Here is a 14,157-nt window from a genome sequence, read left to right as displayed (position 1 = left end):
CGCCGAGCGAGCTTTCGCACGCCCGTGCCGAAGGTCAGGGGGACCAGCATTGACCGGAATGAAACCCCAGGGCGAGCAGCACCCGGGCGTCGCAGCGCGCGCCGTCGCGCTGGTCCTTGAACGCGTCCGCTTTTACCGCATCGCCGCAGGTTTTCATGGCGCGACCCGAAATGTGTCGGTGCCCGCATGACCAGCCTGCGCACCCGTTTTAACCGCGTCGTCGGCCCGATCCTTGCCAATCGGATGACCGGGCTCATCGCAGCCAAGTTGTTGCGCGACCGGATCCCGCATCGCGGCCTGACGATCGACACCAGCGATCCGGTGGTGACGCCGGAGATCAAGGCGGCATTGCTGCTCGGTGGCTATGAAAGCGGCGAGTATCGCTTCGTCCAGCGTCATTTGCCGCGCGACATCGACGTGGTCGAGCTAGGCGGCAGCCTTGGCGTCATCAGCTGTACCGCCCGCCGCGCCATTGCGCCGGAGCGCCGCATGGTGATCGTCGAGGCCGATCCGCGCCTTGCCAAATCGCTGCGCCGCAACCTTGAGCTCAACGGGTGCGCGATCAATACCACGGTCGCGCAAGTCGCGATCAGCTATGGCGGCGGCGACACCGTCGCCTTTGCGATGGGCGAAAGCTCGGTGTCCGGCCGCATCGCCAGCGAGGCGCCCGATCTTCAGACGGTGCAGGTACCCGCGCGCACCTTGTCGGGTCTGCTCGACGAACATGGCATCACCGACTTCGCGCTGATCAGCGATATCGAGGGGGTGGAGTGGCAAATCCTCCGCCATGATTTCGACGCGCTGACCCGCGCGCGGATCATCATCATGGAAACGCATGACAGCCGCGACCATGGCACGCATGAGCAATTCATCGCGACGCTGCTCGACAGCGGTCGCTTCCGCCTGCTCGACCGCCACGGCGCGGTGTTCGTGCTTCAGCCGGTAACGCCCCATGGCTAAGGCGCGGCTGGCGATCGTGACCACCCATCCGATCCAGCATTTCGTGCCCTTTTACCGGGCGCTGGCGGCGCGCGATGATCTCGACGTGCATGTCATCTTCGGCGCACCGGTCGGAGTCCAGGCCTATTTCGACGAGGAAATGAACGCCGAGATTTCGTGGAACATGGAGATGCTCGGCGGCTATTCGCACGAGTTTCTGGAGGACGCGCGCCCCGGCCAACAGCCGAGCCCGCGCTGGCCGAACAGCCCCAAGGTGGGCGAGCGGCTGGCAGCGTTCCGACCGGACGCCGTGCTGATCTACGGCTATAACCAGGTCAATGTGCGCCGCGCACTTTGGTGGTGCAACCGCAACCGCGTGCCGACGATGATCATCTCCGACAGCGAATTGCTGCAAAAACGCGGCGTGCTGAAACAGGCGGTCAAGACGCTGGTCGTGCGCCTGATTTATTCGCGTATCTCGGCCTTCCTCTCGGTCGGCGACCGCAACGAGGACTATTATCGCCATTTCGGTGCGCCCGCGAACCGCATCTTCCGATCGCCCTTCACGATCGACGAGGACACCTATCGCGCCGCCCGCGCCGAGCGCGGCGCGCTGCGTGCGCAGGTCCGTGCCGAATTCGGCATCCCGGACAGTGAGATGCTGGCGCTGTTTGTCGGCAAGCTGTCGGCGCGCAAACGGCCACAGGACCTGGTCGACGCGCTCGCCCGCTTTCACCCCGGCCATGGCATCGGCGCATTGTTCGCCGGCAATGGCGAACTGTTCGAGGAACTGAAGGCGCGCGCCGCCGCCGAAAACCTGCCCGCGCGCTTTGCCGGCTTCGTCAATGTCGATCGTCTGCCCGCGCTTTACGCCGCTGCCGATGTGCTGGTGCATCCCTCGCAGGCCGATCCGCACCCGCTGATCACCTCCGAAGGCGCCTGTATGGGCCTGCCGATGATCTATAGCGACCGGATCGGTGCGGTCGGCCCGACCGACGTCGCGCGCGAGGGCGAGAATGTGATCGTCTATCCGTGCGGCGATACCGCCGCGCTGGCCGAGGCGCTGGCGACCCTCGCCGCCGATCCGGACAAGCGCGCGGCGATGGCGCAGCGCTCGCTAGAGATCTTCGACGAACTCGACATGCGCCGCAGTGTGTCCGGCGTGATGGCCGCCCTCGATGCGATCCGCCGCTGATCCCGCCCGCCCGATCCGCGCCGTCATGGCGACGGAATTCTGGCACGGCTGCACCGGCCGCGCACTGGCGCAGGGGCTGCGCGATCAAGGGTGGATGGTCGCCGAACACGACACGCTTGGCTATAATCCGCGCGCCTCGTCGTTCCTGCATCGGGCCGCCAACCGCCTCCTCACGCCCTTTGCCCGGGCAACCTATAATCGCGATCTGATCACGCTGTGCAAACAGGTCGAAGCCGAGGTGATGGTCACCGTCAAGGGTAGCTACATTACCGGCGCGACGCTGACCGCTTTGCGGGACGCGGGTGTACGCTGCGTCAATTTCTACCCCGATTTCCATTTCGATCATCACGGAATCGATGTCGGCGACTTCCCGCTCTATGATTATTTCGCGACGACGAAGAGCTTCCAGCTCGACGCCCTGCGTGAGATGCTTCCTGCGGACCATGTCGGCCTGGTCCACCATGGCTACGCGCCGCTGGTGCATGTTGCGCCGCGGATACCGGTGGCTGAACCGACCTGGGACGTCTCCCATATCGGCAACCCGACGCCCTATAAGCGCGACTTCATGGTGGCCGTGGCCGAAGCGTTTCCGGACCTGCGCATCGCCGTGATCGGCAATCGCTGGACGGACCATGCGCGCGGGACGGCACTGGAACGGCATGTCGTCCCCTACCCGCTGACGGGCGATTTCTTCGCGCGCGCGATCGCGCAGAGCCGTATCAATGTCGCAATGCATTTCGGGCCGCACGGCCCGAATGGCTGGTACGACCGCGTTTCGACCCGGACATTTGAAATCCCCGCAGTTGGCGGCTTCATGCTGCATATCGATAATGACGAGGTGCGTGGCCTGTACGCAGCCGATGTCGAATGCGCGCTGTTTTCCGACGCCAAGTCGCTGTGCGATCAGATCGAGGGCTATCTTGCCGACGACCGCGCGCGCGCGACGATCGCTGCAGCCGGCCATGCCCGGTGCGTACCCGCATACAGCCTGGATGCGCGCGCCGCAGAACTCGCCGCACTCTTGCGCGCGCGCAACATCGTGCGAGACACGCCATGAGCCGTAGCGCGGGGCCAGTGGTAAGGCTCACCCCCTCCTGTCTGCTCTGGTCAGGTCCGTCCGCAACCTGGCTGCGCGGCGCGGGCTGCACAACCGGCTCGGCGACGACCGCGCATGCGGCAGTGCCGCGCCCATCGCTCCGCTTCGCCCGCACCCGTAATTTGGGCTGTTCTTCACCGCGTTTCCTATCCACGCACAACGCAAGGTTGTCGTCATGCTAACTGCCAAATCGCGCCATCATCTGCTCCAGAGCATCTTCTGGAACCCGGTCGGCGCACGCTTTGCCCGCGCCTTCATCCGGTTCAGCCGCAAGTTCGACGTGGTCGTCCGCAACTATTCGCTCAATGGCGATACCAATGGCGAGCGCTGGCTACTGACGCTGATGGATCCGGCCCCGACGGTGATCGATGTCGGCTTCCATGACGGTGCATCGACCGCGGAGATGCTCAAGGCACGGCCGCAGGGCAAGGTAATCGGCTTTGACCCCTCGCGCTTCGCCGCGGAGCGCTATGCCGCCGACTTCGCGCAGGAAAAGCGTGTGACCTTCGTCAATCAGGGTCTGGCCGCCGAACCGGGCGAGCTCGAGTTCCACGATTACGAGAATATGTGCAACAGCCTTGCCCCGCGCAAGGAACTGCCGGGCGAGGTGCCGACCACCTACAAGGTGCCGATCACCACGCTCGATGCCTGGTGCGCGGAAAACGGCATCGAGCACGTCAATTTCATGAAGGTCGATGCCGAGGGCTATGACCTCCACGTTCTAGAAGGTGCCAAGACGCTGCTGGAAGAGCAGAAGATCGACCTGTTCATGTTCGAATTCGCCAGCGGCTGGACCGCGTCGAAACGCTATCTGTGGGAAGTCGACGAATATTTCGCGCCGCTCCCCTACAAGCTTTATCATCTGTTCAACGGCTTTCTGACGCCGCTGAAATATGAAGTCGAACTCGATTCCTGCACGACACGCTTCGCCATGTATGTAGGCGTCAGCGACCAGCGGATTGCGCGCGGCGATATTCCCATTCGTGATTACGGGCTCTGACCCAGGACCAACGACGATGTGTTGCGTATTTGTATCCGACATTTTGCCGGGCGCGGGCGGCCATATCCGGTGCGCAGCTGCCTGCAGCCGTGACGCGCGGCCAGCGGCATCCGCCGCACGCGCGCGGATTTGCGGCATCGTGCGGGAAGCACCATGAGCCGCATCGCGTGGCTACGGGAGCGGCTCACACCCTCCTATCTGCTCGGTAGGAGTCCGGTCGCGACCTGGCTGCGCGGAGCCGGCTGGATCTTCGGATCGTCGATGATCGAGCGTGTGGCGGCGCTGATCCAGACCATCCTGATCGCCCGCGCGATCGGCGAAGACGATTATGGCCGCTACGCATTGCTGTTGAGCAGCATCGCCCTCGCGGCACCCGCAGTGTCGCTGCAACTGGCCTATTCGGTCACCGCGATCGTATCGCGCATGGCCGAGCGCGACCCGGAGCGGGCCAGCGCGACCGTGATGGTGGCCGACCGGGTGATGTGGATCCTGCCCCTAGTTATTCTGGCCGCCTGTATCGCCTGGCCGACGGGCCTGTCGCAATGGCTGCTCGGCATGGAGGGGTTTGGCTGGGCCATTATCATGACGGGCGTAAACCTGGTCACCGTGGTCAGGACCGGTCTGAACGAAGCGCTGCTTCAGACAAAGCTGGAATTTCGCGCGCTCGCGATCGCCCGGACCTGGACCTCCATGGTCGCCTTTATCCCGCTCGTCCTTGTCGTCCTGATCGCCCCCGGCCTCAACAATGTGATGACCGCGATGGCGATCGCCAATCTGCTCCGTTTGTTCGCGATCGCAATGCCTGCGCGGCGCCATCGACGGAAGCTGCTTGAAGGTGTCACGCCGCGGGTCGCGTTCGGCTATTTGGGCGCCATCCTTTCCTTCTCGCTCCCCACCGGGCTGCTATCGGTGTTTCAAAGCGGCGCGACATGGCTTGGCAACTATGTGTTGTCACGCTCGCCGACGGGTTTCGGCGATCTCGCCATCATCAACACGGCCATACAGTGGCGATTGCCGGTGATGATGGTGCTGGGGTCGCTCTCGGTGGCGATCCTGCCGATGCTGGGTGCTTCGGTTGGTGCAGCGCGGGATGGCGAGACGGATCGGCTGCAGCGATACAATATGCTGCTCAATTTGGGCCTGGCCATCTTGTTCTGCGGGGCAGCGATCGCTGCGTCGGAGTGGATCTTGGCGCTTTATGGCCCCGGTTTCCGCGGAAACAGCTATTTGTTTTCCATGATCCTCGTTGCGCTGATCCCCACTGTCTATTGGGCGGTTCACCTGCAACTGTTGGTCGCACGCGGAGCGATGTGGACGCAGCTTGCGCTATATACCCCCTACGTCCTGTTCACGATGGGCGGTACGCTGTGGTTCGCCGATGGCATGACCGGGGAAAGGCTCGCCTACATTCAGCTCGCGGGCGCGATGATCGCAGCGGTGGCCATCGGAGCATGGGTCCACATCACAAAGGTTCGGACTCCGGCAAACAGCGCGCCGGCGGATTGATCGCGACCAGGCACCTCAGCCGGCGCGTTGAACTCAGGCAACCAGACGCGTGAGCAGATCGGAAATGCGCGCGCGATAGGCGGGCAGCGCGAAATAATCGAGCCCGTCGGGCACGCCCTTGGGCTGATCGAGCGCCCGCACCACCGCCGCCTTGAGGCCTGCCCGGTCGCGCGGATCGACGACCTGGCCCAGCTTCCCCTCGCGCACCGCCTCGCGGCCGCCGTCCAGGTCGCTGGCGATCGCCGGGATGCCGCACGCCATCGCCTCGAGAAACACGAAGCCGAACCCCTCACCGGTGCTGGGCATCGCATAGACGTCCGCCAGCCGGTAAGTCGCGACCTTCTCCTCCTCGGGCACCATTCCGGCGAACACGACTTGGTCGGCCACGCCCAGCGCCACAGCCTTGGCCTCCAATCGCCCGCGATCCTCACCCTTGCCGGCAATCAGATAGGTGACGTCAGCGGCCAGTTCGGGGAGCAGTTCGATGATCTCGTCGAACCCCTTGTAGCGTTCCGTCGGGTCCAGCCGGCCCAGCGTCAGGATCACGCGCTTGCCCTTAAGGCCATAGCGCGCCTCCAGCACGGGATCGCGCGGTCCGGGGGAATAGCCGGTAAAGTCCATCGCATTGGGGATCACCACGCACCGCGCCGGATCGACCGGACACCAACTGCGGAATCGTCCCAGCGTCAGAGCGCTTACGCTCATGATCGCATCCGCGCGCCGCCCAAAAAACCGCCGCCGGGGCGTCGCCGCGGCGGGCCATGCGTCGATCCCGTGGAGGCACAGCGCCCAGCGCGCACGGGTCAGCTTCGCCGCCAACCAGGCAACCGGGGCGAGGTTGATGTGCGGGACGATGATCGCATCGAATCGCCCGGTCAGCGCATGGCGCAGCACCGCGCGCAGATACGCCCCGGTCCCGCTCACGCCGCTCAGGTCATAGCGCAACTTGCCTGGCAACGGCCCGATCTCACCATTGGCGATGCGCGGCGGGCACACAATTTCGGCGACGCGATCATCGGCGTCGAGCGCTTCGATCAGGTTGCGGCTGAACAGCGCGATCCCGCCATGCCCACCATAGGCGTCGGTGGCGAGATACAGGACGCGCAATCCGCGGCGCGGGTGATCGACCAAGTACAACTCCTCTGCGATCCGGCCTGCGGGTGGCCCCATCGCCATGCGACCTAACCCGCTTGCGGTGAATTGCAAGCGCCGGGCCGGCCCCGCGCTTGGCAAGGCTGGTGACGACGGTTAAGGACCGCCGGGTGCCGTCGAACAAGGGGATACGCGGTTTTGTTCAGTACCAGTCGACCGGGCATGCGCAATGCGGCCTTGGCCGTCCTTGTCGCGGCGATCCTGTTCGGCGGAGCGTCGCGGATTGAGACTGGGGGTGCCCTTCTCACCAGACTCGTGACGCTCGGTGCTTTTGTCTGGCTGGTGTGGCGGCGCGGATCAACCATGGTCCGAATCGAGCGCCCGGCCGGGCTGATCTGGTTCGCGCTGATCGCGCTGGTGCTGCTTCAGCTGATCCCGCTCCCCTTTGCGCTATGGACCGCCCTGCCCGGCCGTGAGCTGGCGAAAGCGGCACTGGATCTGGTCGGCGAGCAGCCCTGGGGGGCAATCAGCCTGACCCCGATGCGGACGCTGGATTCGCTGCTGATGCTGCTGTGCGCCTTCGCTGCCTATGCCATCGCGGCCCAGCTTGATGCACCCGGACGCACCGCCCTGCTCACCGCTGTGCTGGGGCTGATGGTGCTCAGCGCGGTGTTGGCCATTGCCCAGGTCGGTGCGGGGCCACAGAGCTCACTTTATTTCTACGCGATCACCAATCGCGACTCCGGGGTGGGCTTTTTTTCGAATTCCAACCACTTGGGCAATTTCCTGAGCGGGGGCATCGTGCTGATCGGATGGTGGTTGGCCGAGCACATGTCAGGACGGCGTTCACCCGCGACCGGCGAGCTGTTTGCGGCGGGGGTCATGCTTCTGCTCTTCCTCGCTGCGATCTATACCACCACGTCGCGCGCCGGGGCGATTTTTGCGATGATCGCGCTGGGCTTTGCCTTCGCACAGTTACCACTGCGCCAACTCGGGATCCGTCGCCGCGTCGTTATTGCCGGTGGCGGCGCCGTGCTCGCGATCGGCGCGGGCCTCTTGGCACTGTTATTCACCGGTGTGCTGGGCAGCGACACGTACGGCTTTGCTGAGGGCGGCGAGAGCCGCGTTTCCCTTGTCCCCGAGCTGCTGAGGATTGCGCGTGATTTTCTTCCGTTCGGCACCGGGGTCGGGAGTTTCGATTCAATCTATCGCAGCTATGAGACGCGCGACGGCCTGCAATTCGGCTATCTCAACCAGGCGCATAATGAATATCTTCAGATTCCGATCGAATTCGGCATCCTTGGCATTGCCGCGCTGGTCGCCGGCCTGATCTGGTACGCGCGGCGGGCGTGGCAGGCGTTCCGGGTCGAGCCCGAAAATCAGACCATCAGCCGGCAACAGCGCGCCGCCGCCATGGCGATCGTCTTCGTCATCGTGCATTCGGCGGTCGATTATCCACTGCGCACTGACGGTTTTGCCGTGTATTTTGCCATGCTCTGCGCCATGCTGACCCCGCCGATCGCCAGCCGGCGGCATGGCGGCGGGCGGATCGGGCGTGCATCGGGGCCACGTATCGACAACACGATCCCGGGGCTTTCCTATTCGTAATCCCACCCCTAAAGATGTGCGCCGCAGGGGTATGCGGCGCGCAGCTCGACACCGATTGATGGAGGCCGTTATCAACGCCCGGTTCCTTACCCTCATAACGCTGGCCTGTGCCGTTTCGGCATGCGCGTCCAAGCCCAATTTCAAGCCGGAACTGGCAACGGTGGCACAGGTGGCCGAGACGCTTCCGGCGCCCACCGCTGCTGACGCCTCGCCGCGTCAGCGCGCGCCGCGGATCGGCGCCTTTGACAAGCTGACCGTGAGCGTGTTCGGCGTCCCCGAACTGACCACCACCGGGACGGTCGACGCCAGCGGCACGTTCAACCTTCCCCTGGTCGGTGCGGTGCCGGTCGAGGGTCTGACCTCCGCCGAGCTGGTCGCCGACTTGCGCCAGCGCTTTGCCCGCTATGTCCGCGATCCGCAGGTCAACGTCGTCATCGACGAGGCCGTGAGCCAGCAGGTGACGATCGACGGCAGCGTCACGCGCCCCGGTGTCTATCAGGTGTCCGGGGAAACCACCCTGATGCGTGCCATCGCCATTTCGGGCGGCCTCACCGATGATGCGCTGAAGCGCGAGGTGCTGATCTTCCGTACGGTCGACGGCAAGCGCATGATCGCGCGGTTCGACATTAACGCCATCCGCGGCGCACGGGCCGAGGATCCCGCCGTGTTCGGAAACGATGTCATCGTGGTTGGCAGCGATTCGAACCGGTCGCTGTTCAAGGACGCGATCCAGGCCGCGCCGCTGCTCAGCCTCTTCTACATCCTGCGATAAGGGTCCGACTTTCCATGAACGACATCACAGCGCAGCCCCGCCCCCCCGAGGGGCGCCAGCTTGGTGCGAACGGGAATTCCGACCCGACGCCGATTACGCTCATACAGGACGAGCGGCGCGAAAGTCCGTTGACCCATTATCTGCAGGTTCTGCTGCGCCGGCGCTGGTTTATCGTCGCAACGGTCCTGCTTGCGGTGACGTTAGCGGTTTACATCAACGCGACGACCATCCGCCTGTACCGCTCGACCGGTTCGATCGAAATCGCGCGTGAAACGGCGCGCGTCATCGATGCGGATGACGGGTCGGCAAAACCTGCATTCTATTCGCAGGAATTCTACCAGACCCAATACGGCCTGCTGAAAAGCCGCGCGCTTGCCGAACTGGTCGTGCGCAAGCTGAACCTGACCAACAATCCGACCTTCATGTACGGCTATTCGGGTCGCGACCCGGAAGATCGTCCGCGCGTCGTGGGTGCCGAGCAGCGCAGGGCGCTTGAGCGCAATGCCGCCAGAATCCTGATGGCCAACCTGACCATCGAGCCGACCCGTTCGTCGAGCCTGGTCTCGATCAGCTTTGACAGCCCTGATCGCGAGCTGTCGGCGCGGATCGTCAACACGCTGTCCGAATCCTTCATCGAACAGAATCTCGCCCGCCGCTTTGCTGCGTCGAGCTATGCGCGCAAATATCTTGAAGACCGGATCGCGCAGACGCGCGCACGGCTTGAAGAGTCCGAGCGCAAGATCGTCGATTATGCGCGCAGCCAGCGGATCATCAACCTGGATGCGCCGAGCCAGCGGGAAGGTGGTGGCTCGACCGCCTCGCCCAGCCTGGTGGGCTCTGAACTCGGGGCGCTGAGCGGGGCACTGAACACGGCGAAGGCCGAACGGATCGCTGCTGAAGCCCGTTACAATCAGGCCCGCCAAAGCGGTCCGCTGGCCGCAGCCGAGGGCCTGTCCGACAATACGATCACCGCGCTGCGCGGGACACGCGCCGAGCTGATGGGCGAGTATTCGAAGCTGCTTGCCCGGTTCGAGCCGGAATATCCCGCTGCACTGGCGGTGAAGCGCCAGATCGACGAGATCGATCGTCAGCTGCGTGCGCAGGGCGGCAACGTTCTCGCGTCGCTTCGGTCCAACTATGAGGCCGCAGCCGCGCGTGAGGCGCAGTTGCAGGCCCAGGTCGACGGGCTCAAGGAAGGCGTGCTCGACCTGCGGAGCCGGTCGATCCAGTATAATATCTATCAGCGCGACGCCGACACCAACCGCTCGCTCTACGATGCGCTGCTGCAGCGCTACAAGGAGATTGGCGTTGCCGGCGGCGTCGGGACCAATAACGTTTCGATCGTCGATGTCGCGCTGCCATCCGGAGGCCCGATCAAGCCGCGCACGACCATGAACTTGCTGCTGGCGGTGATGCTCGGCCTGTTCTTTGGCGCCGCCCTCGCCTTCCTTGTTGAGCAGCTCGATCAGTCGATCATGGCGCCCGACGATCTGGAATGGAAGCTGGGCATCCCGTTGCTCGGCAGCATTCCGCGTCTGCCCGAATCGGAAAATCTGCTCGAGGCGCTGGAGGACCGCCGCACCCCGCTAGCCGAATCCTATTTGTCGCTGTTCACGGCGCTGCGCTTCACGACCAGCCATGGGGCACCGCGCGTGATCTTCATGACCAGCTCGCGCGCAGCGGAAGGCAAGTCGACCAGCTCGGTCGCGCTCGCCCGCAACTTCGCACAGCTGGGCAAGCGGGTGCTGCTGATCGACGCCGACATGCGCGACCCGTCGATCCACCATATGCTCAAGCTGACCAACAGCGGCGGCCTGACCAACGTGCTCGCCGGTGCCGAGGATCTTCAGCGGTTCATCCAGCCGGGTCCGCATGACAATATGGCGGTGATGACTGCCGGCCCGATCCCGCCCAACCCGGCCGAGCTGCTGGCAGGCCCCAACCTGCCATTGGCATTCGAGACGCTGCTCAAGACCTTCGACCATATCGTGATCGACGGTCCGCCGGTGCTCGGCCTGGCCGACGCCCCGCTGATCGCCAACTATGCCGAGGCGACGGTGTTCGTGATCGCGTCGAAGCAGACCCGGACCAAGGTGGTGCGCGTCTCCCTGCGCCGCCTGGCCGACGTCAATGCGCGGATCGTGGGTGCGGTGCTGACCAAGTTCGACGCCAAGACCTCTGGCTACAGCTACGCCTATAGCTATGAATATGGCGATCGTCGTGGCCGGCAGGGCAAGTCCTTCGCGAGCCGGATCCTGCGCGGCTGAACGGACGTGTCATGACGCTGTTTGGAACAAAACCGGTGCAGCTGCCCACCGGCAGCTGGCCGGCGCGCATCGGGGCGCTGGTGATTGCCCTGTTGTTCGTCGGCCTGCTGGTTCAGTCGCGGGTCGGGTTCATGTTGGCGCGGGTCCAGCCGGACGCTGCACTCGCGGCTGCGCCAAGCAATCCCGAGGCGTTGCGGGCCAAGATCGAATATCAGCTGATGCGCGCCACGCGCGAGGATCAGGCAGCGCTGACCGACCTCAGCCATCGCGCGTTGCGGGCCGAAGCGTATAACCCGACTGCACTGCGCACCCTTGGGCTGTTCGCAGCATTCGAGAAGAAGGATGCGCAAGCCGAAAAGCTGTTCAGCATGTCGGCGCAATTTTCCCTGCGCGACCTGTTTACCCATGCCTGGCTGTTGGAGAACCGCCTGGCCAATGGGCGCTATGCCGAGGCCTTTCTGGAAGCCGACATCCTGCTGCGGCAGCGATCGACCAATTGGGACGTGGTGGTGCCATCGCTCGCCCAACGCCTGAATGACCGGCGCCTGATCGATCCGATGGCGGACATGCTTGCCACCAACCCCAGCTGGCGCGGCGTGCTGCTGCTGAACCTGGGCGACCCGAAGGTCGATGTGGAAGCTGGGCATGCCCTACTCGCGCGGCTCGCGGCACTCGGCAGCCCGCCCACCGTTGCAGAGCTGACCCCTTATTTCCAGCGCGCGGCGACCGAAGCGCGGCTGCCGCTGCTGCACCGTCGCTGGATGGCGCTGCTTCCGCGCGCCATCCGGATCAAGGCAGCCGGGCTGCTGCGCGACGGCGATTTTGCCGCACCGGATGTCCCGCCGCCATTCGGATGGCGCTTCCTGCCCGAAGAGGGTGTGATCGCGGAACGGGGCGAAAGCCTGATTCCGGGGCAGGGCAGCGCGCTCTATATCTCCTACCCCGGCGACCGGCAGGTGACCTTTGCCGAACAACAGCTGGTGCTGGGCGCAGGGCGTTACCGCCTTACCGGACGCACGACCACCGATGCCGAACTGACCGCCGGGCAGGTCCACTGGTCGCTACGGTGCGGGCGCGGCAATATGGAGAGCGAAATTGCCAAACAACCCTTGTCGCCGGGCATCGATCGTCCGCATCGTTTCACGCTGACCTTCAACGTTCCGTCGGGTTGCGTCGGACCCAAGCTCAGCCTGATCGGAGGGAAGAGCGATACGGTGGAAAGCGCCAATCTGTGGGTCGATGCACTCACCTTGACGCGTGCTCCGTGACGCTGCCAACGCCCAACCACCTGACGCATTCCGAATAATCACTTGCCTCGAAATTGCTGATCTGAAAGGGGACCGGCATGGCCACTGCACCGCGACTGCGCGTTCTCATCGTGTTTGGGACTCGGCCAGAGGCGATCAAGCTCTATCCGCTGGTTCAACGGCTGCGGGATGACCCGGCGGTCGATCTGCGCGTCTGCGTCACGGCACAGCATCGCCAGATGCTTGACCAGGTGCTGGCGATTGCCGGCATCGTCCCCGACCATGATCTCGACATCATGCTGCCCAACCAGTCGCTCGACGAACTGACCGCGCGGCTGCTGCGCGAAATCGGCCGGGTGCTGGACGAAGAAAAGCCCGACCGCGTGGTCGTTCAGGGCGATACCGCGACCGCGATGGTCGGAGCGCTCGCCGCCTATTACCGCAAGATCCCGGTATCGCATGTCGAAGCCGGACTGCGGAGCGGCAATATCCACCATCCCTGGCCCGAAGAGGTCAATCGCAAGATCATCGGCACCATCGCCGACCAGCATTTCGCGCCGACAGAGACGTCGCGCGACGCACTGCTGGCAGAGAATGTGCCAGCGGATCGCGTCCAAGTGACCGGCAACACCGTTATCGACGCGCTCCACACCACATTGGAGGCGATCGAGCGCGACCCGTCGCTCGCCGCGCAGATCGATTCGATCCTCGCCCCGTTCGCCGGCAAGCGGATCATTGCCGTCACCACCCACCGCCGCGAGAATTTCGGATCGGGGCTGGAGGGCATGGCGCGCGCGGTTCGGCGTATCGCCGAGCGACCCGATGTCGCGGTCATCTTCCCGGTCCACCCCAACCCCAATGTCCGCGCACCGATGCAGGCGGTGCTGGGCGGGATGGCCAATGTCGCGATGATCGACCCGCTCGACTATCCCAATTTCGTCGCCTTGCTCGCGCGTTGCTATCTTGTGCTCACCGACAGCGGCGGCGTGCAGGAAGAGGCCCCTGCCCTGGCCAAGCCGGTGCTGGTGATGCGTGAAACGACCGAGCGGCCCGAGGGGGTCGTCGCCGGCACCGCCCGGCTGGTCGGCAGCGACGAGGAAACCATCGTCGCCGCGACACTCGAACTGCTCGACGACGAGCAGGCCTATGCCGCCATGGCGCGCGCGCACAATCCGTTCGGAGATGGGAAGAGCAGTGACCGAATCGCACGGACCATCGTCAATGCCCGCTAAAGCCCCGCTCCGCGTCGCGGTCGTCGGCCTTGGCTATATCGGCCTGCCCACCGCCGCAGTGATCGCCCGCACCGGCGCGCGCGTCGTCGGCATCGATGTGAACCCGCATGTGGTCGAGACGATCAATCGCGGCGAGATTCAGCCAATCTCGACGCGCTGGTGCATCAGGTCGTGTCGTCGGGCCACCTCGCCGCATCGCTGTC

At 64.6% G+C, this 14,157-nt stretch carries 12 protein-coding genes and 1 pseudogene; 11 read left to right on the top strand and 2 right to left on the bottom strand.

What is annotated here, in order from left to right; all coding sequences use genetic code 11:
* Positions 1–34 precede the first annotated feature (34 nt).
* Entirely contained in the window at positions 35–157 is a 123-nt protein-coding gene (locus ACRYLO_RS00065) for a hypothetical protein (RefSeq protein ID WP_482658313.1), read from the bottom strand.
* Positions 158–186: 29 nt separating this feature from the next.
* Here ACRYLO_RS00065 and ACRYLO_RS00060 point away from each other — a divergent pair, with 29 nt between their 5' ends.
* The 5 genes from ACRYLO_RS00060 (at position 187) to ACRYLO_RS00040 (ending at position 5,736) form a co-directional block, all read left to right on the top strand.
* Positions 187–960, top strand: a complete 774-nt coding sequence (locus tag ACRYLO_RS00060) for an FkbM family methyltransferase (RefSeq protein WP_482658312.1) — start codon at positions 187–189, stop codon at positions 958–960.
* The gene (locus ACRYLO_RS00055) at positions 953–2,134 is read left to right on the top strand and encodes a glycosyltransferase family 4 protein (protein ID WP_482658311.1); all 1,182 of its coding nucleotides are present in this window, start codon (positions 953–955) and stop codon (positions 2,132–2,134) included. Before ACRYLO_RS00060 ends, ACRYLO_RS00055 begins: the two co-directional genes overlap by 8 nt.
* Positions 2,118–3,191 (top strand): CgeB family protein, encoded by a 1,074-nt coding sequence (locus tag ACRYLO_RS00050; RefSeq protein WP_482658310.1) that lies wholly within the window; start codon positions 2,118–2,120, stop codon positions 3,189–3,191. Before ACRYLO_RS00055 ends, ACRYLO_RS00050 begins: the two co-directional genes overlap by 17 nt.
* Before the next feature lie 214 nt (positions 3,192–3,405).
* A complete protein-coding gene (locus tag ACRYLO_RS00045; protein ID WP_482658309.1) occupies positions 3,406–4,230 on the top strand; it encodes an FkbM family methyltransferase in 825 nt (274 codons plus the stop codon).
* A gap of 153 nt (positions 4,231–4,383) precedes the next feature.
* Positions 4,384–5,736, top strand: a complete 1,353-nt coding sequence (locus ACRYLO_RS00040) for an oligosaccharide flippase family protein (RefSeq protein ID WP_482658308.1) — start codon at positions 4,384–4,386, stop codon at positions 5,734–5,736.
* Positions 5,737–5,769: 33 nt separating this feature from the next.
* Here ACRYLO_RS00040 and ACRYLO_RS00035 read toward each other — a convergent pair whose 3' ends face one another.
* Entirely contained in the window at positions 5,770–6,906 is a 1,137-nt protein-coding gene (locus ACRYLO_RS00035) for a glycosyltransferase family 4 protein (RefSeq protein WP_482658307.1), read from the bottom strand.
* A 237-nt stretch (positions 6,907–7,143) separates the two neighbouring features.
* Between ACRYLO_RS00035 and ACRYLO_RS00030 the strand changes: the two genes are divergently transcribed.
* The 6 genes and pseudogenes from ACRYLO_RS00030 to ACRYLO_RS00005 all read left to right on the top strand — a co-directional run.
* A complete protein-coding gene (locus ACRYLO_RS00030; protein ID WP_482658306.1) occupies positions 7,144–8,436 on the top strand; it encodes an O-antigen ligase family protein in 1,293 nt (430 codons plus the stop codon).
* 58 nt (positions 8,437–8,494) lie between these two features.
* Positions 8,495–9,208, top strand: coding sequence for a polysaccharide biosynthesis/export family protein (locus ACRYLO_RS00025; RefSeq protein ID WP_482658305.1), 714 nt, complete (start codon positions 8,495–8,497; stop codon positions 9,206–9,208).
* A gap of 128 nt (positions 9,209–9,336) precedes the next feature.
* Positions 9,337–11,475, top strand: a complete 2,139-nt coding sequence (locus tag ACRYLO_RS00020) for a GumC family protein (protein WP_482658304.1) — start codon at positions 9,337–9,339, stop codon at positions 11,473–11,475.
* A gap of 11 nt (positions 11,476–11,486) precedes the next feature.
* Positions 11,487–12,743 carry a tetratricopeptide repeat protein gene (locus tag ACRYLO_RS00015; RefSeq protein ID WP_482658303.1) on the top strand — a complete coding sequence of 419 codons (1,257 nt, stop codon included), beginning with the start codon at positions 11,487–11,489 and terminating at the stop codon, positions 12,741–12,743.
* 77 nt (positions 12,744–12,820) lie between these two features.
* The gene (gene wecB / locus ACRYLO_RS00010) at positions 12,821–13,954 is read left to right on the top strand and encodes a non-hydrolyzing UDP-N-acetylglucosamine 2-epimerase (RefSeq protein ID WP_482658302.1); all 1,134 of its coding nucleotides are present in this window, start codon (positions 12,821–12,823) and stop codon (positions 13,952–13,954) included.
* A pseudogene (locus ACRYLO_RS00005) lies at positions 13,944–14,157 on the top strand (3-hydroxyacyl-CoA dehydrogenase NAD-binding domain-containing protein); the annotation flags it as partial. The gene wecB and the pseudogene ACRYLO_RS00005, both read left to right, overlap by 11 nt.

This window comes from Sphingomonas sp. SDUR79 (genome assembly GCF_056821745.1).
This window is presented reverse-complemented; position numbering and strand designations above follow the sequence as displayed.